22 protein-coding genes are annotated in these 24,247 nt (G+C 40.7%); 5 read left to right on the top strand and 17 right to left on the bottom strand.

Annotated features, from left to right (window positions below; all coding sequences use genetic code 11):
• Positions 1 to 314: 314 nt before the first annotated feature.
• Together LC455_RS13490 and LC455_RS13485 are read right to left on the bottom strand one after the other, a co-directional pair.
• Complete coding sequence (locus LC455_RS13490; RefSeq protein WP_223591526.1) at positions 315 to 1,112, bottom strand: SDR family NAD(P)-dependent oxidoreductase; 798 nt, start codon at positions 1,110 to 1,112, stop codon at positions 315 to 317.
• 18 nt (positions 1,113 to 1,130) lie between these two features.
• The gene (locus tag LC455_RS13485) at positions 1,131 to 2,099 is read right to left on the bottom strand and encodes an MBL fold metallo-hydrolase (RefSeq protein ID WP_223591525.1); all 969 of its coding nucleotides are present in this window, start codon (positions 2,097 to 2,099) and stop codon (positions 1,131 to 1,133) included.
• A gap of 437 nt (positions 2,100 to 2,536) precedes the next feature.
• On the opposite strand from LC455_RS13485, the gene proC reads away from it, so the two are divergent.
• From proC to namA, 3 genes are all read left to right on the top strand, one after another.
• Positions 2,537 to 3,379: a pyrroline-5-carboxylate reductase gene (gene proC / locus LC455_RS13480; RefSeq protein WP_223591524.1), complete on the top strand. Its 843-nt coding sequence runs from the start codon at positions 2,537 to 2,539 to the stop codon at positions 3,377 to 3,379.
• A 68-nt stretch (positions 3,380 to 3,447) separates the two neighbouring features.
• The gene (locus LC455_RS13475) at positions 3,448 to 4,596 is read left to right on the top strand and encodes a glycosyltransferase (protein ID WP_223591523.1); all 1,149 of its coding nucleotides are present in this window, start codon (positions 3,448 to 3,450) and stop codon (positions 4,594 to 4,596) included.
• A gap of 77 nt (positions 4,597 to 4,673) precedes the next feature.
• The gene (namA, locus tag LC455_RS13470; RefSeq protein ID WP_223591522.1) at positions 4,674 to 5,693 is read left to right on the top strand and encodes an NADPH dehydrogenase NamA; all 1,020 of its coding nucleotides are present in this window, start codon (positions 4,674 to 4,676) and stop codon (positions 5,691 to 5,693) included.
• 45 nt (positions 5,694 to 5,738) lie between these two features.
• Here the strand turns inward: namA and rnz are convergent, their stop codons facing one another.
• Positions 5,739 to 6,662 carry a ribonuclease Z gene (gene rnz, locus LC455_RS13465; RefSeq protein ID WP_223591520.1) on the bottom strand — a complete coding sequence of 308 codons (924 nt, stop codon included), beginning with the start codon at positions 6,660 to 6,662 and terminating at the stop codon, positions 5,739 to 5,741.
• 169 nt (positions 6,663 to 6,831) lie between these two features.
• Between rnz and zwf the strand changes: the two genes are divergently transcribed.
• On the top strand, positions 6,832 to 8,358 hold the full coding sequence (zwf, locus tag LC455_RS13460) for a glucose-6-phosphate dehydrogenase (protein WP_440446396.1): 1,527 nt from the start codon (positions 6,832 to 6,834) through the stop codon (positions 8,356 to 8,358).
• A 43-nt stretch (positions 8,359 to 8,401) separates the two neighbouring features.
• Here the strand turns inward: zwf and LC455_RS13455 are convergent, their stop codons facing one another.
• From LC455_RS13455 to mce, 4 genes are all read right to left on the bottom strand, one after another.
• A complete protein-coding gene (locus LC455_RS13455; protein ID WP_223591519.1) occupies positions 8,402 to 9,679 on the bottom strand; it encodes a DNA polymerase IV in 1,278 nt (425 codons plus the stop codon).
• 72 nt (positions 9,680 to 9,751) lie between these two features.
• Positions 9,752 to 10,873, bottom strand: a complete 1,122-nt coding sequence (locus tag LC455_RS13450; RefSeq protein ID WP_223591518.1) for a tripeptidase T — start codon at positions 10,871 to 10,873, stop codon at positions 9,752 to 9,754.
• A gap of 99 nt (positions 10,874 to 10,972) precedes the next feature.
• A complete protein-coding gene (locus tag LC455_RS13445; RefSeq protein WP_223591517.1) occupies positions 10,973 to 12,523 on the bottom strand; it encodes an acyl-CoA carboxylase subunit beta in 1,551 nt (516 codons plus the stop codon).
• Between the two features lies 1 nt (position 12,524).
• Positions 12,525 to 12,938 carry a methylmalonyl-CoA epimerase gene (gene mce / locus LC455_RS13440; protein ID WP_223591516.1) on the bottom strand — a complete coding sequence of 138 codons (414 nt, stop codon included), beginning with the start codon at positions 12,936 to 12,938 and terminating at the stop codon, positions 12,525 to 12,527.
• Between the two features lie 159 nt (positions 12,939 to 13,097).
• Here mce and prli42 point away from each other — a divergent pair, with 159 nt between their 5' ends.
• Entirely contained in the window at positions 13,098 to 13,196 is a 99-nt protein-coding gene (gene prli42, locus LC455_RS13435; RefSeq protein ID WP_223591515.1) for a stressosome-associated protein Prli42, read from the top strand.
• 40 nt (positions 13,197 to 13,236) lie between these two features.
• On the opposite strand, the gene LC455_RS13430 is transcribed toward prli42, so the two are convergent.
• The 10 genes from LC455_RS13430 to LC455_RS13385 all read right to left on the bottom strand — a co-directional run bounded on the left by LC455_RS13430 (position 13,237) and on the right by LC455_RS13385 (position 24,230).
• Positions 13,237 to 13,755: a L,D-transpeptidase gene (locus LC455_RS13430; protein WP_223591514.1), complete on the bottom strand. Its 519-nt coding sequence runs from the start codon at positions 13,753 to 13,755 to the stop codon at positions 13,237 to 13,239.
• 18 nt (positions 13,756 to 13,773) lie between these two features.
• Positions 13,774 to 14,763, bottom strand: coding sequence for an aromatic acid exporter family protein (locus tag LC455_RS13425; protein WP_223591513.1), 990 nt, complete (start codon positions 14,761 to 14,763; stop codon positions 13,774 to 13,776).
• A gap of 67 nt (positions 14,764 to 14,830) precedes the next feature.
• Positions 14,831 to 15,553: an amino acid ABC transporter ATP-binding protein gene (locus tag LC455_RS13420; RefSeq protein ID WP_223591510.1), complete on the bottom strand. Its 723-nt coding sequence runs from the start codon at positions 15,551 to 15,553 to the stop codon at positions 14,831 to 14,833.
• Positions 15,546 to 16,205, bottom strand: coding sequence for an amino acid ABC transporter permease (locus tag LC455_RS13415; protein ID WP_223591508.1), 660 nt, complete (start codon positions 16,203 to 16,205; stop codon positions 15,546 to 15,548). The genes LC455_RS13420 and LC455_RS13415 overlap by 8 nt, the downstream gene beginning before the upstream one ends.
• 27 nt (positions 16,206 to 16,232) lie before the next feature.
• Positions 16,233 to 17,009 carry an ABC transporter substrate-binding protein gene (locus tag LC455_RS13410; protein WP_223591507.1) on the bottom strand — a complete coding sequence of 259 codons (777 nt, stop codon included), beginning with the start codon at positions 17,007 to 17,009 and terminating at the stop codon, positions 16,233 to 16,235.
• Positions 17,010 to 17,245: 236 nt separating this feature from the next.
• A complete protein-coding gene (locus LC455_RS13405; RefSeq protein ID WP_223591506.1) occupies positions 17,246 to 18,418 on the bottom strand; it encodes a M20 family metallopeptidase in 1,173 nt (390 codons plus the stop codon).
• 123 nt (positions 18,419 to 18,541) lie between these two features.
• Positions 18,542 to 18,979 carry a BrxA/BrxB family bacilliredoxin gene (locus tag LC455_RS13400; RefSeq protein WP_223591505.1) on the bottom strand — a complete coding sequence of 146 codons (438 nt, stop codon included), beginning with the start codon at positions 18,977 to 18,979 and terminating at the stop codon, positions 18,542 to 18,544.
• 78 nt (positions 18,980 to 19,057) lie between these two features.
• Positions 19,058 to 20,182 carry a methylmalonyl Co-A mutase-associated GTPase MeaB gene (meaB, locus tag LC455_RS13395; protein WP_223591504.1) on the bottom strand — a complete coding sequence of 375 codons (1,125 nt, stop codon included), beginning with the start codon at positions 20,180 to 20,182 and terminating at the stop codon, positions 19,058 to 19,060.
• Complete coding sequence (gene scpA, locus LC455_RS13390; RefSeq protein WP_223591502.1) at positions 20,183 to 22,381, bottom strand: methylmalonyl-CoA mutase; 2,199 nt, start codon at positions 22,379 to 22,381, stop codon at positions 20,183 to 20,185. It abuts the gene before it with no gap.
• A complete protein-coding gene (locus LC455_RS13385; protein WP_223591500.1) occupies positions 22,362 to 24,230 on the bottom strand; it encodes a methylmalonyl-CoA mutase subunit beta in 1,869 nt (622 codons plus the stop codon). The genes scpA and LC455_RS13385 overlap by 20 nt, the downstream gene beginning before the upstream one ends.
• Positions 24,231 to 24,247 lie beyond the last annotated feature (17 nt).

Raw genomic sequence — 24,247 nt, 5'->3', positions numbered from 1 at the left:
TTATTATCGACCTTCAGCTACAAAATTTACCTCGCTCGGTCGTTATGAACCCTTATTATCGACCTTCAACAACAAAATTTACCTCGCTCGGTCGTTATGAAACCCTTATTATCGACCTTCAGCTACAAAATTTACCTCGCTCGGTCGTTATGAACCCTTATTATCGACCTTATGCAGCAAAATTTCCTCCGCACAGTGGTTATAAAATTTCTTTTATCAATGACGCCATTTTTGATTATCCCATTATAACATTTTTATCGAACCAATCTGACGCTCCCATACAAAAAGCCGCCCTGACCAAGGCAGCTTTTCCCTTACTTAGAACTGAGCATTCGTTTTCCCAGCCGCTCGAACAACCGAGGAAATAGAACATAGGCAACACTTCCAAAATTCATCCAACGCGGCAAATTGATCTCCCTCGTTTTCGTCAGCATGCTGTCAACGACCTTCTTTGCCACATACTCAGGCTGTAGCATATACCGTTGAACATTTTTAACATAAGTGCCCTTTTCATCGGCAATGTTAAAAAAATTAGTGGCAATTGGCCCTGGATTCACGGAGGTTACCTGAACATTATAGTCGGAAAGCTCCATCCTAAGAGCATTGGTGTAGCCAAGAACAGCATGCTTAGTGGCAGAATAGACACTCGATTTCGGAGTGGCAATTTTTCCAGCTTGTGAAGCAATATTAATAATATGCCCAAAGCGCCGCTCGCGCATTTTCGGCAGCACCATGTTGGTACAGGCCATCAGCCCAACGACATTTACTTCAAACATTCCCTTAATTTCATCAATCGGGGCTTCATGCGCTTCACGGAAAACCCCAAAGCCTGCATTATTTACAAGTATGTCTACTTGTCCTATTTCTACAAAAATCTGCTTAAAAACGCTTTGAACTTGATCAGTATCAGACACATCAAGCTGAAAAACATCCACTCTTACTTGATACTTTCGCTGCAATACTGCCTTCAGCTGTTCAAGCTTATCGAGGCTTCGTGCCAGGAGGACAAGATTAGCGCCGCTTGCCGCACAAAGCTTGGCAATTTCCGCTCCGATCCCCCCGGATGCACCGGTAATCACAATATTTTTACCCTTTAACTGTTCCCTAACCATTCATACACCCCATCAGAGTTAATCCCGTGGTTTTGCTTGATATACCACAGGCTGACCATCTCTACTAATAATCTCCCCGATAGAAGCCAAATAGTCAAGCTGAGCAACCGTTTCCGAAATCGTCAACATCAATTCACGCTGATAGACGGATGGAAACAGCCGCTGGCAGATTTGAAATACAGTAAGTTCCTCTTCCTCAAGCCAAGTTTTTACCGTCATCGCACGTTCATGCTGGCGGGTTAGCCTTTTTTCAATTAGTTCAGCTAACTGATAGACTTCATCACCATGACCGGTATAGACACAATGAATTGGATAGTGAAGCAGCTTTTTCATCGAATCGTTATGCTGAAGCTGCGGCTTAGGCCTCTCTTTTTCTCCAGGCGCCGGCGGCTCAAGTAATGGATTAGGTGAAATATGTGCAAGTATTAAATCCCCGCCAATCAAAACTCCGTCCTTTTCCCTAAAAAGCGCAATTTGACTTTGGGCATGACCAGGGGTTTCGAGTACTTTCCAGTCGTGTAGTCCTAGAGGTCTCATGCCCTCAAAGAGATGTCCGGTAAGCGGCCGATTACACATATACTTCATCGTCTTTCTTAATTTTGGAAGTATCGCAAAATATTCCTCCGGTAATCCGAACTCCTTAAAATGCTCTATGAAAAAATGTTCTTGTTCTTGAAAAAAAGCTTCATTTGGATGAATCCATCTTTCATTCAGCGGGTGTCCATACACCTCTAACGAATCGGGGAAAAAATCGAGCATCCCGGCATGATCAGGGTGATGATGAGTAAGAACTACCTGCTCGATATCCTTAGGGCTTAAATCTAATTCAGCCATTTGTTCTATAAGAGAATTCCATGATTCTTCCGTTTTCGCTCCCGTATCAACAAGCGTTAAACGTTCTCCCCTAATCAAATAAACATTAACATCGCCAACCGCAAAAGGAGTCGGCAACGTAATCTTGGCAATTCCATCTTTCCATTCAGTCATTTTAAAAACCCCTTAACATAATGGTTAATTTAAAGTGTAACGATTATTTTTTCCAATGTCATTATATTTACATAATTTTTTAGAAAAAATAAAAAATTATGTAAATTTATTTCTTGACAGACAGGCTATTTTTCTTGCATAATCACTATTAAAATTTCATTTGTTCGAAGCGATGAGTAAGGCCAGTAAATGAGAAATGGCGAAAGAGAGTGAAGCTCGAAGGCTGAAAGGCTTCACCGCCCGCTTAATCATTGAACCTACCTTATGAGCATTTAGGAAAACCTAACGTATGTCCGGCGTTAACGGAGTCGAGTGAACCCTGTTGTGTATTGTTCCAACTTGGGTAAATGAAGGTGGTACCACGGAAGCTAGACCTTTCGTCCTTTGTGGATGAAGGGTCTTTTTGTTTTTTTTGAAAACATTAAGGAGGGTTTATGATGAAAAAAATTGCAATTGTTGGCGCAGGTTCAATGGCTGAAGCCTTTATTTCCGGCATTCTAGAAAATGGATTAATTGATAAAAAAAATGTATGGGTAACAAATAATTCGAATCAAGAACGATTAAATCGTCTAGAAGAACGATATGGTGTCCGGGGGACGTATGATTTGAATGTACTTTTTGATGGGGCCGATATTGTCATGTTAGCGATGAAGCCAAAGGATGCAGCATCGGCAATCGACTATATCCGCGGGCATTTAACCGAGCAAATGCTGGTAGTTTCCGTTCTAGCGGGGGTTTCGATGAATACGATTGAGACTCTAGCGGATAAATCCCTCTCCATCGCCAGATCCATGCCTAATACATCTGCGGCAGTAGGAAAATCGGCGACCGCCATCGCTGTTAATAACCGTGTCACCACAGAACAGCTAGAAACTACAAAAAAGCTCTTTGGAACAGTCGGTCTGGCAGCCTTTGTCGCCGAAGAACAGCTCGATGCTGTAACAGGTTTGTCCGGCAGCGGACCAGCCTATATTTATTACCTGATTGAAGCAATGGAAAAAAGTGCTGTAGAGGTTGGATTGGAAAAGGAAATGGCAAGTGAATTAATTGTGCAAACGTTGATTGGAGCGGCAGAGATGGTTAAAAACTCCAGTAAAACTTCGACACAATTGCGGAAAGAAGTGACGAGTCCAGGGGGCACTACGGAAGCTGGCATTCGGATTTTAGAGGAAAACGGGGTTCAAGAGGCATTCATTTCCTGTATTAAAGCAGCGACTGCCCAATCTAGGAAAATGGGAGATACCCTCTGTTCACAGCTTAAGGTAGGAAAAACAATTTAAAAAGTTGTATCGTAATCCACAGTTCTCTTAAACTAATAGTAAACACATGATTTTAGAGGGCTGAGGATATGGACACCATACTTACCGTTTTATTCTCCTTGGGCATCCTGGTTTGGATTGTTTTTCTCCTAGATGCTCATTTTGGTTTTAAAAATTTAGACTCGCTTGAAAGCGAAGAATGCTTAGAAACTGGGCCATTATTGTCGGTAATTGTGGCAGCCCGAAATGAAGAGAAACAAATAAAATCAAGCATTATCAGTCAACTGAAGCAAACCTATAAAAATGTGGAATGGATTCTTGTCAATGACCGTTCAATTGATCATACCGGAAAAATCATGGATGAATTAATGGAACTAGACTCGCGAATAAAAGTTCTCCACATTAAGGACCTGCCTGAGGGCTGGCTAGGGAAAAATCATGCTTTATATCAAGGCTCTCTAAAAGCCACGGGTAAATGGCTATTGTTTACCGATGCGGATGTAAAGTATGACGAAGAAGCATTCGCAAAAGCCCTCCATTATTTTGACAAACACCAGCTTGATCATTTAACGGCGGCACCAAATCTAAACGCAAACCATTTTTGGCTGAAAACCTTTGTCGCCTTCTTCCTATTTGGCTTCTCCTATTTTAAGCGGCCATGGTCTGCGAATAACCCTAAGTCGAAAATCGGCACGGGAATCGGGGCGTTTAACCTCGTATCAAAAGCGGCCTATAAACAATTTGGTACACATGAAAAAGTGAAAATGCGTCCGGATGATGATTTGCAGCTGGGGATGAAAATGAAAAAAGCAGGATTCCGGCAAAGAATTGCCACCGCGCTCAAATTAATTGAAGTCGAATGGTATGGCAGCTTAAAAGAGGCTTTTGTGGGTCTTGAAAAAAATACTTTTGCCGGACTAAATTATCGGATCAGCATGGTCCTTTTCTCGATATTTGGAGTCTTTGTCACTCATGTGCTTCCCTTTGTGACTATTTTTTCAAAAAATAAAACCATTGCCCTGCTCAGTTTAGGAAATATTGCTGCGAGCGGCATTCTGTATTGGATAATCGTGAAGAAAATGACGCGATTCTCCCCTTTTCTTTTTGCCGTATTTCCGATTACGGCCTTGCTGTTTATTTATTCAATTATTAGAGCAAGCATCCTTACGTTTAAACGCGGGGGAATAGTCTGGAGAGGCACCACCTACCGATTAAGCGAGCTTAGAGATAACGACTGAAGCAGAATTTTTAATTATCTTGGAGCCTTTTGCTATACTAAGATTGATAATATAACAGTTGATGGAGGCTCCTTAACATGACAGCTAAATTATTTTCTCCTTATACAATTAAAGGGGTGACATTCAAAAACAGAATTGTCATGGCACCAATGTGCATGTATTCCAGTCATAATGAGGATGGTCATATTCAAAACTGGCATCGCACGCATTACACAAGCAGGGCAGTGGGCCAGGTCGGCCTCATTATGGTTGAAGCAACAGCGGTAACCCCTCAGGGACGGATTTCAACACAGGATTTAGGCATCTGGAATGATGACCATATTGCAGGATTCCAAGAACTAGTTAAGCTTGGGAAAGAACACGGGGCAAAAATGGGCATTCAGCTTGCCCACGCGGGTCGAAAAGCGATGCTAGAAGGAGAAATTGTTGCCCCTTCCGCGCTCGCTTTCAATGATAAAATGAAAACGCCAAAGGAAATGACAAAATCCGAAATTGAAGAAACCGTGGAGGCTTTTAAGAAGGGTGCCGAGCGGGCTGCCAAGGCTGGATTTGATGTAATTGAGATTCACGGGGCGCATGGATATTTGATAAACGAATTCCTTTCACCTCTTTCCAACAAAAGAACCGATGAATACGGAGGATCAGCTGAAAATCGTTACCGATTCTTGCAAAAAGTCATTGATGCCATCAAAGCAGTTTGGGAGGGGCCCCTTTTTGTGCGTGTTTCCGCTCATGATTACCATGAAGAAGGCTTAAAACCGGAAGATTACGTAACCTTCTCTCAGTGGATGAAAGAACAGGGTGTCGATTTAATTGACGTAAGCTCAGGTGCAGTCGTTCCAGCACGCATTAATGTTTATCCGGGCTATCAGGTTAAATATGCCGAAACGATTAAGAATGGTGCTGACATCCCTACCGGTGCAGTTGGCTTAATCACTTCCGGGATTCAGGCAGAAGAAATTTTACAAAACGAACGGGCCGAATTAGTTTTTTTAGCACGTGAATTACTAAGAGATCCATACTGGCCAAGAACCGCGGCGAAAGAACTTGGTGTCAGCATTGAAGGACCAAAACAATACGAGCGCGGCTGGGTATAATAGACAAAAGGCACTTACCAGATTTTTGGTAAGTGCCTTTTTTGATTAATTAAGCGGAATATTAATTTCTTTAAAATCCTCAGATATGTCCGTATTTGGAAAAATTTCTTTTGCTTCGTCAACTAATTCTTTCCAGTCATTTCGATCATACCGTGAACTGATATGAGTCAAGCACAGATTCTTACATCCGGCCCCTCTAGCAATTTCTGCAGCCTGATGAGTCGTTGAATGAAAATAGTCGGAAGCCAATTTTTCTTCTCCTTTTGAAAAGGTCGCTTCGTGAACCAACAAATCAGCATTTTTTGCTAACAAAATCGCATTTTCGCAAAATCGGGTATCTCCTAAAATGGTAACGATTCTCCCCTTTTGATCAGGACCAAGAAAATGATGCGGCTCAATGATACTGCCATCATCAAGTGTAATAGCTTCACCGTTCTTAATCTTTCTAAAAATAGGGCCAGGCTGGACGCCTGCTTCAATTAACTTATCGGCAAGCAACGTACCGGGCCTGTCCTTTTCAACCACCCGATATCCATAGGAAGGGATTCCGTGTTCGAGCAAACGAGCTTCGACGGAAAACTGATCATCTTCAAAAATAATACCCTCGGAGATTTCAATAACAGACAACGGATACTTTAAATAGGTTTGACTTAAAGATAGACTAACATGAATAAACTCTTTGATCCCTTTCGGCCCATATACTGTTACTTCGGTATCTCCGCCTTGAAAAGACCGGCTCGATAACAGACCTGGAAGACCGTATATATGATCCCCATGAAGATGGGTTATAAAGATTTTTTCAATTCTCCGGGGTTTAATCGATGTATGTAAAATTTGGTGCTGCGTTGCTTCACCGGCATCGAATAACCAGACTGCCCCGCGTTCCTCCAATAGTTTAAGGGCAATGGACGTGACATTGCGAAGCTTTGCGGGCATTCCTGCGCCGGTTCCTAAGAAAAAAATGTCCAAAATTAAATCTCCTCTCTATACCGAAACTACTTCCAATTACTATAGCATAAACTGCTGCGGATTGCTTCTTAGCCCGTTATGACCTACTAAATTGATACATGCAAATCATTATATTTGCGAAACCTATTCATAAGCGCTAAATTAAATACTTGTTAAGTACTAACTACATATGCATCAAACTTTAGAAATGAGGGCTTTGAACGTGGAAGAAAACATGACTTCTTTAATCATGATTTTTGGAGCAACTGGGGATTTAGCGAAACGGAAGCTTTTCCCTTCTCTGTACCGGTTATACAATAAAGGAAAATTCCATAAATTTGCTGTGATTGGCGTTGCCAGGAAATCTATGCCTAAAGAGGATTTTCAGGCATCTGTAAGGGACTCCGTTGTATCGGCACTTGGAAACAAGGAAAATATTGATGAATTCATCTCGCATTTTTATTATCAACCTCATGATGTGTCAGATTCAAGTTCATACGGCTCCTTAAAAACCTTTGCCGACAAAATTGATGAACATTATAAACTGGAAGGAAACCGAATTTTTTACTTAGCCATGGCACCGGAATTTTTCGGTCCAATCGCCTTGCATTTAAAATCTGATGGGCTTACAGATGTATCGGGCTACAAGCGCCTTGTCATTGAAAAACCATTCGGGCATGATTTAGAATCCGCAAAGGAATTAAACAAACAAATTCGAACCGCCTTTTCGGAAAAAGAAGTGTACCGGATCGATCACTATTTAGGAAAAGAAATGGTGCGGAATATCGAAGTCATTCGTTTTGCCAATGCCATTTTTGAACCGCTTTGGAATAATCGATACATTTCCAATATCCAAATTACTTCCAGCGAAACACTTGGTGTAGAAGAACGCGGGCGCTATTATGAGTCTAGCGGCGCCCTTAGAGATATGCTGCAAAACCATATGATGCAAATGGTGGCATTACTGGCGATGGAGCCGCCAATCCGGCTGACAACAGATGAAATTCGGTCTGAAAAAGTCAGAGTGTTTCGTGCGCTCCGATCAGTCGATGGTGACGAAGTAAATGAATATTTCGTCCGCGGGCAATATGGCGAGGGTGAAATGGATGAAAATCCGGTTCCAAAATACCGTGATGAGCCAATGGTCGATAAAGAATCCAATACTGAAACCTATGTGGCTGGAAAAGTAATGATTGATAATTTCCGCTGGGCCGGCGTTCCTTTTTATATTCGAACAGGAAAAAGACTAAAGGTTAAATCGACCAAAATTGTCATTCAATTTAAAGATATTCCAATGAATCTATATTACCAAACCGAAAAAATGCTGAACCCAAATCTCCTTGTTATTCATATTCAGCCTGAAGAGGGAATCACTTTGCATCTAAATGCCAAAAAAGCAGGTGGTCATTTGGACGCACAAGAAGTAAGATTAAGTTTTGCAAATACTGGTATTCATGCAATGAATACGCCTGAAGGGTACGAAAAGCTGCTTTATGACTGTATGCGCGGCGATGCCACGAATTTCACCCATTGGGATGAAGTTGCCTATTCTTGGGCGTTTGTAGACAAAATTTCAGCTGAATGGCAGAAAACAAAAGCAGACTTTCCAAATTATGTATCCGGTTCGAAGGGACCAGATGCAGCAGATAAGCTTTTGGAAAAAGACGGCTTCTTCTGGTGGCCAGTAACAGATTTAGAAGTAGATATTTGCAAATAATTAATAAAGCTCCACTTGCTCTATATGGGCAATGTGGAGCTTTTTACTCTTCTTCCTCTTTTTTCTGGGGAAAAGAACGAAGAAAATCCTTATTAAAGCTTGTGCCTGTGCCAATTTTATGACCAGGGTCAACATTATGAGTTCCAGCAATTTCAATAATATTTTTCCCATACTTTTCACGGAGGCCGGAAAGAGTTTTAAGTAACGGTTCCTTTTTGGCATCATGTTCGTATGAAAATATATCTAACTGTTTAAAAGCTTGATCCTGTTCAACTAAATCAAAACCAGTTATTCCTAACAAGCGAATAGCATCACCATTCCAGGATTTAAGAAACAGCTGTTTAGCAAACGCTGCAATATCATCTTTATGATTAACAGGGTTTGCTAATTTTCTACTTCTCGTAATTGTTCGTCGGTCCTTATAACGGATAGTGATTCCCAGAGTTGCAGCCAAAACATTTTTTCGCTTTATCCTGACAGAAACAGTTTCAGCTAACGACTCAAGGACATGAAAAAGCTCTTGCTGATTGCTGATGTCTCGAGGCAGGGTTGTGGAATTGCCAATGCTTTTAAACTCCTCAATTGATTCAGGGTCAACCGGCCGTTGATCCATTCCATTTGCCCGTTCTTTCAGGCGGACTCCATTGATTCCTAATAGGGTTTTTAATTGAATTTCATTGCCCTTTGCTAAATCACCGATGGTGTGAATCCCAATAGTCGTAAGTTTTTCTGCTGTCTTATTACCCACTCCATGCATTTCGTTTGTGTTTAAGGGCCAAAGCACTGATGGAATATCACGCTTGCGAAGGACAGTAATCCCAAGCGGCTTTTTCATATCTGATGCCATCTTTGCTAAAAATTTATTCGGTGCAATACCGATGCTGCAGGGTAAATCCAGCTGCTCAAGTATTCTTTTTTGGATGCTTTCTGCTATTTCAATTGGACTGCCAAATTGAAAGCTTTCTGTAATATCCATGTACCCCTCATCAATCGAAACGGGTTCTACTAGTGTTGTGTAATGCCTTAGGATATCAAACATCCCCATAGACGCAGCCCGGTAGCGCTCAAAATTGGGAGTTTTTACGATTAACTGCGGACAAAGCTTTTTTGCTTCCCAAAGTGGCATTGTTGTTTTCACACCGAATTTCCTGGCTTCATAGCTGCAGGTGACGATAATTCCTCGTCTTTCCTCAGCGTTTCCGGCAATGGCTAGCGGTTTTCCCTTAAGAGATGGGTCAAACGCCATTTCAACTGATGCGTAAAAGCTATTCATATCAACATGTAAAATGACACGACCATTCTTCGGATACATTTCCTTCAAGCCGACACACTTCCTAAAACAATTGATAGTTTAAGTATAACAAAAAGGAGAGCCCTTGGCTCTCCTTCAAAACTATTGATTGGTTACTTCGTTAATAATCGCAATGGTCATTTCTGCCAACTTGTATAGCTCTTCAATCGGCATGCGTTCGTTAGTTGTATGGATTTCTTCATAACCAACTGCAAGGTTAACAGTAGGAATGCCGAATCCAGCGATTACGTTAGCATCACTGCCCCCGCCGCTATGCTGCAATTCACAGCTGCGGCCGATTTTCCCAGCGGCCTTTCGGGCGATTTCTACTACTTGATCGCCTTCGCCGAATTTGAAGCCTGGGTACATGACTTCCACATTTACCTCTGCTCTGCCGCCCATTTCGGCTGCAACCGTTTCATACGCTTCCTTCATCTTGCTGACCTGTGCTTCCATTTTTTCAGGAATCAGGGAACGTGCTTCAGCTAGAATGTCAACTCGGTCGCAAACGATATTTGTAGCAGAACCACCCTCAAAACGGCCAATATTTGCTGTGGTTTCGTGATCAATTCTTCCTAATGGCATTCTGGAAATTGCTTTGGCAGCGATGGTGATCGCCGAAACCCCTTTCTCTGGAGCAACACCGGCATGAGCTGTTTTTCCATAAATAGTTGTTTTCACTTTTGCCTGGGTTGGAGCCGCTACAACCACATTACCAACTAAGCCATCACTATCAAGCGCGTAGCCATATTTTGCTTTCATTAAGGAAGGGTCAAGGGCTTTTGCTCCAACTAAACCTGATTCCTCCCCAACCGTAATGACAAATTGTATTAAGCCGTGTTCAATGTTCTGTTCTTTTAAAACACGAATGGTTTCAAGCATAACAGAAATACCTGTTTTATCATCCGCACCTAAGATTGTTGTACCATCGGTTACAACATAGCCATCCTTAATCGATGGTTTTACTCCTTTCGCAGGAGTAACGGTATCCATATGGCAGGTAAAATAAATCGGATCAATTCCTTCCTTAGTAGCTGCTAAATTACATACTAAGTTTCCTGCACCATGTCCAGTCACAGCCGTTGTATCGTCTTCGAAAACTTCAAGACCTAAATCTGAAAATTTTTGTTTTAAAACCTTTGCAATTTCAGTCTCAAATTTTGTTTCCGAGTCAATTTGTACAAGTTCTAAAAATTCATTTAAAAGACGTTCCTGATTAATCATTTGTAGAAACCCTCCCAATTATGTACTCACTATTTCAGTATACCTTTTCAAATTCATACCATCAAATAAAAGGCAGGTCCTAGACCTGCCTTTTACAATTTATAATGGAATATTTCCATGTTTTTTATATGGTCTTGATTCTTTTTTATTTCTGAGCATTTCTAGCGCTTGAATAATTTTGATTCTCGTTTCCCGTGGGTCGATGACATCATCTACCATACCTCTAGATGCAGCCACATACGGGTTCGCAAATTTTTCACGGTACTCTTCAATCTTTTGCTGCCTTGTTTGCTCAGGATTTTCACTGTTTTGAATTTCCTTCGAAAAAATAATATTAGCTGCACCCTGTGGACCCATGACCGCGATTTCTGCATTCGGCCATGCAAATACAAGGTCTGCTCCAATTGATTTACTGTTAAGGGCAACGTACGCCCCGCCATAGGCCTTCCTTAAAATGACTGTCAGCTTAGGTACTGTTGCTTCGGAATAAGCAAATAAAATCTTCGCACCATGACGGATGATTCCTCCGTGCTCCTGCTTAACACCTGGGAAGAAACCCGTCACATCTTCAAAGGTAATAATAGGAATGTTAAACGCATCACAGGTTCTGATAAATCTTGAAGCTTTATCAGATGAATCAATATCTAGACCCCCAGCCATAACCTTTGGCTGATTGCAGACAAGGCCGACCGGTTCTCCCTTAATTCTCGCGAACCCTACAACTATATTTTTAGCGAAATCCTTTTGAATTTCCATAAATGAGTCGCCGTCTACAACTTGTTCAATCACCTTTCGAACATCATAAGGCCTTACCGCATCAAACGGAATCACGTCGGTTAAATCCGGACGGTAATCATTTTCTTCCTCCGGATTTAGCCTTGGCGGTTTTTCTTCATTGTTTTGCGGCAGGTAACCTAAGAGCTTTCGAACATCCTGGAGCACTTCCGCTTCAGTCGAAGCACGGAAATGGGCGTTCCCGCTAATCGAGTTATGGACATCCGCCCCGCCTAGGTCTTCTGCACTTATTTTTTCACCGGTTACCGTTTCAATTACCTTTGGACCGGTAATGAACATTTGGCTTGTTTTTTCGACCATAAACACAAAATCCGTAATGGCTGGCGAATAAACTGCACCCCCGGCACACGGACCCATAATAACGGAAATTTGCGGAATGACCCCTGAATAAATGGCATTACGGTAAAATATATGACCATAGCCATCCAGCGAGACAACACCTTCCTGTATTCTAGCACCGCCCGAGTCATTCAGACCAACAAATGGAGCGCCATTTTTCGCTGCTAAATCCATCACATTAGCAATCTTTTTGGCATGCATTTCCCCTAAGGCACCGCCAAACACAGTAAAGTCCTGGGAAAATAAATAAATCGGACGGCCATTAACCTTTCCGTAACCGGTTACAACTCCATCCCCAGGCCCTTTTTGTTCATCGAGCCCGAAATCATTGGTACGATGCTCAATAAAAGGATTTAGTTCAACAAAGCTTCCTTTATCAACTAAAAGCTCAATTCTTTCTCGGGCAGTCAGTTTCCCTTTTTCATGCTGTTTATCAATTCGCTCGTCCCCGCCGCCTAGCTCAACCTCTCTGCGCTTATCATACAATTCGTTAATTTTCTCATAGATGTCGATCATGTTACCCCTTCAGTCCTTTCTTTTCACATAACTCGTATAATACACCGGAAGATGACTTTGGATGCATAAATGCAATATGTGCTCCCCCTGCGCCAAGCCTTGGGCTTTCATCAATCATACGAATCCCTTTTTCTTTCAATTCCATAATTCTTTCTTCAATGGAGTTAACTCCAAGTGCGACATGGTGAATACCCTCACCGCGTTTTTCAATAAATTTTGCGATGGTACTTTCCTCTGACATAGGTTCCAGCAGTTCGAGTTTAGTTTCCCCAGCCTGCAAAAATGCAACTTTAACCTTCTGGCTTTCAACCACTTCAATTTTTAAGAGTGGCAGACGTAACACTTCCGTATAAAAAGGCAGTGCATTCTCTAATGAATTAACAGCTATTCCGATATGGTCGACTTTTTTAATCATGTTTTCCCCTCTGTTTCAATATTAAAATAATTCGACAATTATTGTATTCGGTAAAAAGTTCATAATTCCTTCCTAAATTGCCGGAGTTGTTCCATTGTTCATTTAGGCTTTTCCCTGTAAAATATAAATATAGTTTTAAAAATGAAGGAGGTCCCTAGATTGTCCAAAAAGAAAAATAGAAAAATTGTTGTTTATTTAATGTTGTTTGCCATGCTTGCGTCAACCCTCCTAATTGGAATCGGCCAGTTTATTCGTTAACCATATAAAAGGGAATGTTCAATTCGAACATTCCCTTCCCTCATTTTATTGCTCCATTTTCTTGGGCCAGCAATTCAAAGGATTTTTTTGAAGAAGTGACAAGAATTTTTGTCCCCAATGGGATTAATGGAAATAACGATTTTATTACCTCATTTTGCGAACGTATACAGCCCTGTGAAACGTATTTCCCAATTGAAGCAGGCTGATTGGTTCCATGAATTCCGTAGGTTCTGCCATCCGTTCCCCTTGCGTCAAAGCCAATCCATCTAGCCCCTAAAGGATTTTTCGGATTGCCGCCAGGAATATTCTCTCTTCGAAAATATGGGTCCTTTGCTTTTACCGTAATCGTGAAAAGTCCTTCAGGTGTCAATTCTTGTGTCTTTCCTGTTCCAACACTAACAACTGTTTGAACTTTGTTCTCATTAATAAAAGCCAGTTCATTTTTACTTTTATTGACAATAACAAATGGGGCTCCTGGTACTGGATTAGGCCCTAACGGCCAAAGCGGAGATAGGAAAAAAGCAATCAGGATTGGCGATAAGATTTTTATCAAATTCATCCACCTGCCTTTTTTTTCCTAGTTTGCTTCAACTTTCTTCCTTTCATTCATGAAAGTTTTCATTCCTTTAAATGAACTTTTTATAATGAGGTAGTTATTCATTTCTTTCACTAATTGAAGCAGGGCCGCCCGCGTTTCAAATTCCTCTCTAGTTTTTGGAAGCTCCATTTCTTCAAATTCCTTTTTCATCTCTCTTAATTTATCGATATAAATATGTGCTGTATTTCCAGGATGAACATTTTCAGACAATTCTTCGAGGAAATCAGCCACCATCTTCCCTTGCCTAACTGTTCTGGTAATGGAGGTTACAATCGGCAGGACACGTTCCATGATTTCAAATTGCTTTTCTCTCATTTTGAAATAATGAAAATAAAGATTCTCATCTCGTAAAAGATGATTTTCTACATCTCTGAAAGCTAGTGCTTTTGCCTCTTCGAGCAAGCGGGCACATTCGGTGATCTCTTTCCCTCCCCAATCGCTTTCACCCGTTCGTAAGTATCGAACCAATTCACATAAAATAATTTTAAAGTTTTCTTCTAATTTACGTTGATAGTCCCTTAGTTTTCTATCAGCACTAGGCATATAAAGATTGATGAGGAGAGCCACTCCGATTCCTATAATAATAACACCCAGCTCATTTACAAAATTAGCTATAGAAATTTTTTGAGCCATGTAAATATGTAGAATTATGACACTGCTAGTAACAATACCGTCTCTGGCCTTTAACATGACAAGTAGAGGAATAAAGAAAAACAGCATAACCCCGATAACAATTGGATGGTAGGCGATTCCCTCAAAGAACAGAGCAGAGAAAGGCATGGCTAATACACACGCCAAAAATCGATCCCAGGATGTCCTAAGAGACCTTCTTTTCGTCACTTGAATACATAAAATAGTTAAAATTCCTGCAGAAGCGTAGTTGTGAAGGCCAAGCTGCTGCGCGATTAAGATGGAAGCTGCAGTTCCTACTGCAGTTTTGATTGTCCGATAACCAATGCGAAATTTCATTTTGACTCTCCTATATAAATAAAAAGATGATCTTAATGACCATCTTTTAAAATCTTCATTAATATAATTATAACACTTTTTCCAGAAAGTCCTTTGCTCTGGTTGTACGAGGATTATTAAAAAATTCATTGGGAGTGCCTTCTTCTAGTAATTTCCCCTCATCAAGAAACATGATGCGGTCAGAAACCTCCCGTGCAAATCCCATTTCATGGGTTACGATGGCCATGGTCATTCCTGATTGTGCCAGGTCCTTCATAACGTTTAATACTTCTTTTACCATTTCCGGGTCAAGCGCTGAAGTAGGTTCATCAAACAGCATCAGCTTTGGTTCCATTGCCAGAGCACGAGCAATGGCAACACGCTGCTTCTGTCCGCCTGACAAATTATTGGGATATGCTGTTTCTTTTTCGGATAGGCCAACTTTAGCCAGCAATTCCCGAGCTTTTTTCTCAGCAGTTTCCCTGGATTCCCCTTTAACCTTCATCGGTGCGTAAGTTAAGTTTTCCAAAACTGTCAAATGGGGAAATAAATAAAAGTGCTGAAAAACCATACCTATTTGTTCCCGAACCTTCATTATATTCGTTTTCTTATCAGTAATCTCCTGGTTATTGACCCAGACCTTTCCTTGCGAAGGTGTTTCTAACATATTCAAACAACGAAGAAAGGTGGACTTACCAGAACCTGAAGGTCCAATAATGGAGACAACTTCCCCACTGTCAATATGGGTAGAAATATTTTTTAATACTTCGTTTTCTCCGAATTGTTTACAGAGGTTTTCCACTTTAATCACTGAACTTCATCCTCCTTTCAACTATTCGTCCCATCGTTGTCAGTACCATTATCATTAACCAATAGATTAAACCTACAAAGATCAATGGTTCAAAATTTCGATACGTATCTGCCCCCACAACTTGCGCTCGGCGCATAAGGTCTAAATAGCCTATTGTTGAGACAAGTGCCGATTCCTTAGTCAAAGTGACAAATTCATTCATGAGTGCAGGTAAAATATTTTTAAACGCTTGGGGCAGGATGATATCCTTCATCATTAAACGGTAAGGCACTCCAAGCGCTTGGGCAGCTTCGGTTTGGCCCTTATCAACCGCTTGAATGCCTGCCCTGATAATCTCTGAAACATATGCAGCTGAATTTAAACCAAAAGCTAAGATCGATGCTAAGAATGGCTGAATGTCATAGCCGGTTAATTGTGGAATGGCAAAATAAATTAACATTAATTGCAAAATTAACGGAGTACCACGAAAAATGGATGTGTATACCTTGCCAATCCAATTTAATGCCTTATTACGTGAAATCTTAAACAAAGCTAAAATTGTTCCAAGGAGGAATCCAAAAATAATCGCAATAATAACAAATTTTAATGTAACCCATATTCCTTTTAGGATAAAAGGAATATAAGGCACAATTTGGCTAAAATCCAAATTCATGCCTTACACCTCACTTCAATATTTTAATTATTGTTGGTCTTTTAACCACTTGTCTTTTAATTCTTGGAGTTTTCCGTTATCCTCCATGTTTTTAAGAACTTTATTTACATCGTCAATCATGTCACTGCCTTTAGGAAATGCAACGGCCATCCCTGGAGAACTTGTTGTTGGATCATCAAATCCAGCTAAGCCTTGTTCCTTAATGTAGCCTGTAGCAACTGATTTATCTAAATAAGCGACTTGAATTCGGTTTGATAATAACTCTTGAATTAAAGTAGTTGCATTATCTAATGGCTTAAGAGTGAAATCCACCTGTTTTTGCAGGCTTTTTGCACCTTCTTCTTGGATTGTCCCAAGCTGAACTCCAACTGTTTTTCCTTTTAGATCATCAAGCGTTTTAATATTAGCATCCTTTAATGTTAAGAACATTTCACCTGAATGGTTATAAGGAGTTGAAAAATCAACATTTTTCTTGCGCTTTTCTGTTGCAGACATTCCTGCAAGAACCATATCTACACGCTTAGCCTGTAAGGCACCGATTAAGCCATCAAACTTCATGTCTTTAATTTCTAATTTATAACCTAATTCCTTTGCAATTGCATTCGCCAAGTCAATATCAAAACCTTCAACCTTGCCAGATGGATCTCTTGATTCAAATGGAGCAAAATCAGCAGATGTTGCCATCGTTAATACTTTTTTGTCTGTAGTTTTCCCTCCATTTGCTCCATCCTTATTAGTTTGGCCGCATGCAGCTAAAACAACTAAAGTTAAGATAAGAGTTAATGATAAGATTGTCTTCTTCATGATGTCTCCTCCTATATTTAAAGGGTATTTTTTTATAACAACTTGAATTTTTATTCAACAGAACGAATAATAACACATGAATATTATTTTGAAAAGATATTTTTTTAATATAAAAATATTCAAATAATTCTATTGCAATTTATATTAATTAGATTAAACGCTTACAGTTTTTTTATGTAATAATGATTTATTAAAATAAAAAAGTACCTCTCATGATGGAGAGGTACTGGCAATACTTATGCCTTACTTAATTCCGGCTGACGAAATTCATTTTTCATTTTTTCCAAAACATCTTTGTTGGTTATTACATCAAAACCAGTTAAGGCAAGGGCTAAGGCACCATTAGAAAGGATCTTATGAGAATTGTCAGTAATAGTTATGTCCGCAAATTCCCTTGTATGTGCGATTAATCCAGGCGAATCAAGACCGATATACGGATGAATGGCAGGAACTACGTGACTCACATTTCCCATATCAATGGATCCATATGAATCTTTAGCTTTTTTAACCTCTTTAACACCAGTTGTTAGAAGATTGTTTGTAAACAACTGTGATAAGGTATGGTTCGTTACCATATTGTCATAGCTTAATTCGTAATTACTAATCTCGAGCTCCGCTCCAGTCATTAAAGAAGCACCCTTTGCAATATTCTCTACCTTTTCAACCACTTCGTTTAAATAACTGCGGTTTTTAGCACGGACATAAAATTGGGCTATCGCTTTGTCTGGGACAATATTGGCCGCAACACCGCCCTCTTTAATGATTCCGTGTATTCTAACATCTGAAGTGACATGTTGTCTAAGAGCATTTATTCCGTTAAATAGTTGTAAAACAGCATCAAGTGCGTTAATTCCCTTTTCAGGAGAAGCGGCTGCATGGCTTGTCCTGCCTTTGTATTCAAATTGTATGGCATCCATCGCCAATGAATCACCACTTTCATAGGATTCATCAGCTGGATGCAAAATCATCGCTGCATCGATATCATCAAAGATTCCCTGTTCTGCCATTGGAACTTTTGCGCCGTTTGTTTCTTCAGCAGGAGTGCCTAATACAACAACCCTTCCGCCAATTTCATCAACAACCTTGCTTAAAAGTACACCTGCACCTGCACTCATGGTTCCGATCATATTATGGCCGCATCCATGACCTATCTCAGGCAAAGCATCATATTCGGATAAATAAGCAATAGTTGGTCCTTCTTTCTTACTATCATACACAGCTTTAAAGGCAGTCGGCCTGTCAACAATCCCTTTTTCAACTGTAAATTGATTTTCTTCAAGAAAATCCACTAATCGCTGCATGGATTCAAATTCTTGGTCACCCAATTCTGGATGATGGTACAGGGTATCACTTATCTCCCATAATCTATTTTGAATGTTTTCTAAATAACTTTTTAATAAGTCTTTCATATCAGAAACTCCCCTTTGAAGTGATTAAAATTACGAAATAATTAATAAATATACACGATAAAGATAGATTCGACAATAAAAAAGGCCAAATCGATTCACGATTTGACCTTTCCATTTTGTTCCTTATACTTCTTCACAGTGCTGTTCGAATTCATTTTGAAGCTTTGCTACCACTGCTGCTGGATCGTAGCCTTCAATTTGATGGCGTTCAACCATGGAGACAATCTTTCCGTCTTTTAATAAAGCAAATGACGGAGAAGATGGTGGATAGCCAGTGAAATAACTTCTTGCTTTTTCGGTTGCTTCCTTATCCTGGCCGGCAAAAACGGTGACAAGTTGGTCTGGACGTTTATCATAATGCAGGGCATGTTCCGCCGCAGGGCGGGCAATCCCGCCTGCACAGCCGCAGACAGAATTAATCATTACTAAAGTTGTTCCTTTTTGTTCAAGTGCTGCTTCCACCTCTTCAGGTGTTTTTAACTCTTTATAGCCAGCCGCCGCGATTTCTTGGCGTGCCTGTTTAACTACATCATTCATGAAAAAATTAAAATCCATGCTCATCAATTTCACTCCTTCTATGTTCTTATAACTATATGATAACAGTAAAAAAGTGTTTTTTTCAAATAAACCATTCGCCCACTAGACCTTTTTATTCAAAAACGCATCGAATAAGGCTTCGACTGCTGAGGCAGCTGTTTTTTCTCCGGCAATGACTTCGTTTTCCAGTTGGGGTAATTTCAGTTTTACAGCCGGATGATGGAAAAAGCTGTATTGAAGCTGATCTGTAATCATGGAATAAAGCCAATCCCGCTGCTGAGCATTTCTTCTTTCGTTAAATACACCTGTTAATTTCCCTGATGCTTCAAATTCTTTTATGACATTCCAAACATTTTTTATCCCATCTCCAGTATATGACGAACAAGTATAGGCCTTGGTGCTCCAGCCCTTCGTGGCCGGCTGAAGGAAATGGAGAATACGATTGTATTCTTTTTTGGTCTGCTCTGCTTTTGGTTGATTCGCTCCATCAGCCTTGTGAACAATTATCGCATCGGCAAGTTCCATGATTCCCTTCTTCATCCCCTGCAATTCATCTCCTGCACCAGTTAAAACAAGGAGCATAAAGAAGTCTACCATATCTCTGATGATGGTTTCACTTTGACCGACACCGACGGTTTCAATCAAAATAACGTCATAACCGGCAGCCTCACAAATCAGCATCGCTTCCCTTGTTTTTCGGTGCACTCCTCCAAGCTTCCCTGCCGTTGGGGAAGGTCGAATAAAGGCCCTTGGATTTCGGGAAAGCTGCTCCATCCTCGTTTTATCTCCAAGAATGCTGCCTCCGCTAATGCTAGAGGATGGGTCAATGGCTAACACAGCGACTTGGAGCCCTAATTCACATAGAAACGTGCCAAATGCCTCGATAAAAGTGCTTTTGCCTGCTCCGGGTACACCCGTAATTCCAATCCGAACCGACTTCCCTGTATGTGTTAAAAGTTTTTGAAGAAGCTCCTGGGCCTTATGAAAATGCTGTTCCGCATTACTTTCAACCAAGGTAATCGAACGAGCAAGCTGGCTTCTGTTCCCCGACAGCACCCCATCATATAATTCTTCGACTGAGGGCTCGCTCGATTTGCGCTTTTGAAACCGCATATTTTTTTGAATGGAAATTTCTTGCCCTTCCTGCATTTGGCCTTTACGAATAATGCTTGAAAATTTATCAGGCTCGTTTGGGTCGCTCCATTCTGGTCTCTTATCCCCGTCCATTTACTGTGCCACTTCCTCATAACCAAGCTGTTTATAAATCTCCTTGATTACTTTCCCGGCTGCAACAGGAATAATTGTCCCAGGACCGAAAATGGCTGCTGCACCATTGTCATATAAAAATTGGTAATCCTGAGCTGGAATAACACCGCCGATAACAATTAAAATATCCTCTCTGCCCAGCTTCTTTAATTCGCTGGCAAGCTGCGGCAGTAATGTTTTATGTCCTGCAGCCAGTGAGCTCATACCTATCACATGTACATCGTTTTCAACTGCCTGCATGGCTGATTCCTCGGGAGTTTGAAATAAAGGGCCGATATCTACATCAAACCCAAGATCCGCAAAAGCAGTCGCAATAACCTTGGCACCACGGTCATGACCGTCCTGCCCCATTTTTGCAATCAAAATTCTTGGTCTTCTACCTTCATTTTCAAGGAATTCGTCAGTCATTTGTTTCACTGCGGCAATTTCTTCTTCATTGGTAAACGCTTGGCTGTAAACACCGCTAATAGAGCGGATTACCGCTTTATGACGGTTTGCCACTTTTTCAATCGCATTAGAAATTTCGCCTAGTGTTGCTCTTGCCCTTGCTGCTTGGACAGCGACTTCTAATAGATTCCGATCACCTGTTTCCGCTGCTTTCGTTAGAGCAGCCAAAGCTTCCTTAACCTTTTCATCATCCCGGCTCAACTTTAATGCATTTAATTTTTCAATTTGCTTTAAGCGAACAGCCGTATTATCGATATCAAGAATATCGATTGCTTCCTCTTTCTCAAGACGGTAACGGTTTACACCAATAATTGTCTCTTTTCCTGAATCAATTTGCGCCTGCCTTTTGGCCGCTGCCTCTTCAATCCGCATTTTTGGAAGTCCGGTTTCAATCGCTTTTGCCATGCCGCCAAGTTTTTCAATTTCTTCAATATGTGTCCAAGCTCTTTGCACTAATTCATCAGTTAATTTCTCAACATAGAAGGAACCTGCCCATGGATCAATAACATTTGTAATACCGGTTTCCTCCTGTAAAAAAAGCTGAGTGTTCCTGGCAATCCTTGCAGAGAAGTCCGTAGGCAAGGCAATTGCTTCATCTAGCGCATTTGTATGAAGGGATTGTGTATGCCCCATCGCTGCCGCATGTGCTTCAATTAACGTCCTGGTTACATTGTTAAATGGATCCTGCTCAGTCAAGCTCCAGCCGGAGGTTTGAGAATGGGTTCTAAGTGCCAATGATTTTTCACTTTTCGGATTAAAAGATTTCATCATTTTTGCCCAGATAAGGCGGGCAGCACGCATTTTTGCTACTTCCATAAAATAATTCATGCCAATCGCCCAGAAAAAGGAAAGCCTTGGTGCGAACGAATCAATTTCGATTCCCGCTTTAAGTCCAGTCCTTACATATTCCAATCCATCTGCTAATGTGTAGGCTAATTCTAAATCCGCCGGTGCTCCAGCCTCCTGCATGTGATAGCCGGAAATACTGATGCTATTAAACTTAGGCATATATTTGGACGTGTATTCAAAAATATCCGCAATAATTTTCATTGACATTTCTGGAGGATAGATATAGGTGTTACGCACCATATATTCTTTTAAAATATCGTTTTGTATCGTTCCGGAAAGCTTCTCCTGACTGACACCCTGCTCTTCAGCAGTTACGATAAAAAAGGCCAAAATCGGAAGGACTGCACCGTTCATTGTCATTGATACAGACATTTGATCAAGTGGAATACCATCAAACAGTGTTTTCATATCGAGAATAGAATCAATCGCCACTCCGGCTTTACCAACATCTCCAACAACGCGTGGATGATCTGAATCATAGCCGCGATGGGTTGCCAAATCAAAAGCAACTGATAAACCCTTTTGTCCCATCGCAAGATTTCTGCGGTAAAAAGCATTGCTTTCCTCCGCTGTTGAAAAGCCAGCATACTGTCTCACTGTCCATGGGCGATTCACATACATAGTCGGATAGGGGCCACGGGTAAATGGCGGGAGCCCTGGCAAGTCATCGATATGCTCTAAGCCATCTCGGTCTTCTTTTGTATAGATGGGTTTTAAACTAATTTGTTCATTGGTTTCAAACAATAAATCATCGATGGAAGCATTGAATTCTTTTTCGGCTTTTTCCAGCCATTCTTCGTTAGAAAGGAATTTTTGATTATCAAATAACGGTTTGTTTTGAAAATCAGGCTTTTGTTTCTTCACTTGAGCTCACCTCCATTGATTCTAGGATGTTTAAAACCGTTTCATAGCAGTTGCTTTTAACATGAACAAACTGGGCAACTCCACCCTTTTGCCACGCTTCCTGTCTTTCCTTTTCAGGAAGTCCTGCCAAAAGGAACGTCTGATTTGGAAATTCTGCCTTAAGGGCAGCAAGTATTGGGTTACCTACCAATTCATATTGTTCATTGGTGCCACAGAAACAAACAAAATTCGTCTCGAGGTCTATTAGAAATTGTCTAGCATCTTCCAGATTGAAGATTGGTTTACTCTCAACAGCCTTAATGCCTCCGGCCGCTAAAAAGCCTTTCATAAAATCAAGTCTTGCTTTGTACTGCTTCAATTCCCCAAGACAAATCATGCCTACAGATGGAGTAGAACCTAGTTTTTCCTCAATTAATTTTGCCTTATATCGCAGCTCCTCAAAAGGTTCTGATAATCTTCTTGGTTGAATTCTTTCAATCTCTAGTGAATCGTTATTGCCGAAAGATTCACTTGTTTGGGAGGATTGAATATTAGGTAAATTTTCCTCAAGTGCAGCATAGACATTCGTTCCGACTATACTCTGTTTTCTTGTTTGAATATCAGCATTTCTTTTTTCAAAAACTGCTTCGAGCTCTTGTTGAAGCCAATTAGATTTTAAGACTTCAAGAATTCCGCCCTTTGCATCAATTTGTTGGAAAAAGCTCCACGCTTTTTCAGCTAATTGATTAGTCAGCGCTTCAATGTACCAAGAGCCGCCAGCTGGGTCAATTACCTTCTGTAAATGGGCCTCTTCCTTTAAAATCAGCTGAATGTTCCGTGCAACTCGTTCTGAGAAAGCGCTGGATCCGGTTATATAATCAAAGGAGCTTACTTGTAAATATTGGACTCCTCCTAAAACAGCGGCGAATGCCTCATTTGCGGAACGCAGAAGATTAACGTGAGAATCTGTAATTGTTTTGGTAAAAGTGGAAGTTTCGGCCGCGATGTGCATTTTACGAGAATCCCCTTCAGCACCATAAAGCTCGGAAATTCGATCCCAGATGACTCTGGCCGCCCTTAACTTTGCCACTTCCATAAAAAAGTTGCTTCCAATTGAGAATTGAAAGACCATTTTGTTGGTTATGGAATTAAGGTCTATCCCTTTTTCAATAAGTAATTGTAAATAAAAAACTCCAGTGGCGGCTGCAATTCCGAGTTCTTGGACAGCATTTGCCCCTCCATTATGATAGGGAGTAGTGTTTATAAGAATGCTTCGTAATTGTGGAAATTTCTTTTCTGCATACTTAACATCCTCTGTCCACTTTTCAAGGAGCTCCTCCGAAAAAATTCCTGTTTCTGCAAAAAGAGAAATGAGGTCATTTGCAATATATCCAGTAACCTTTTCCTTTTCACTAATTTGGCTGTCTAGCTTTGATAAGAAATCAGACTGCAGCCATTTTGAATTTAATGCGAAGGGATAATTCTGATATAAATCTGCAAAACTTTCAGATTCACATAGCTCTTCTCTTACTTCAAATGAAATAGCCGTTTGTCCTTTTTGGACTGATTCATGGAGCTTACGTTTCAGTTCACCAGCTGTATCAGCTGTGATTCGCTGTGCAACCTTCCATTCATTTGTAACATATCCTAAAGGATGTATACCTCTTCTTGAATCTGATCCACCAGGATATTCAGGAACTATCTGTTCATCCTCACGGGAATAAAGCGGTTTCAAAATGATGTTTTCATATGTAACACTTTGTAAAGATTCAATCTTTCTTCCCTTTAAGGTTTGTTCGGCTTTTTCTCCCCAATCTTGAACGGATTTGGGAGGGAAAGTTTGACTCCTTAAATTCTCCAAAGAACTCATCCCCTTTCAAAAAAAAA

It is taken from the genome of Neobacillus bataviensis, assembly GCF_019969725.1.
This window is presented reverse-complemented; position numbering and strand designations above follow the sequence as displayed.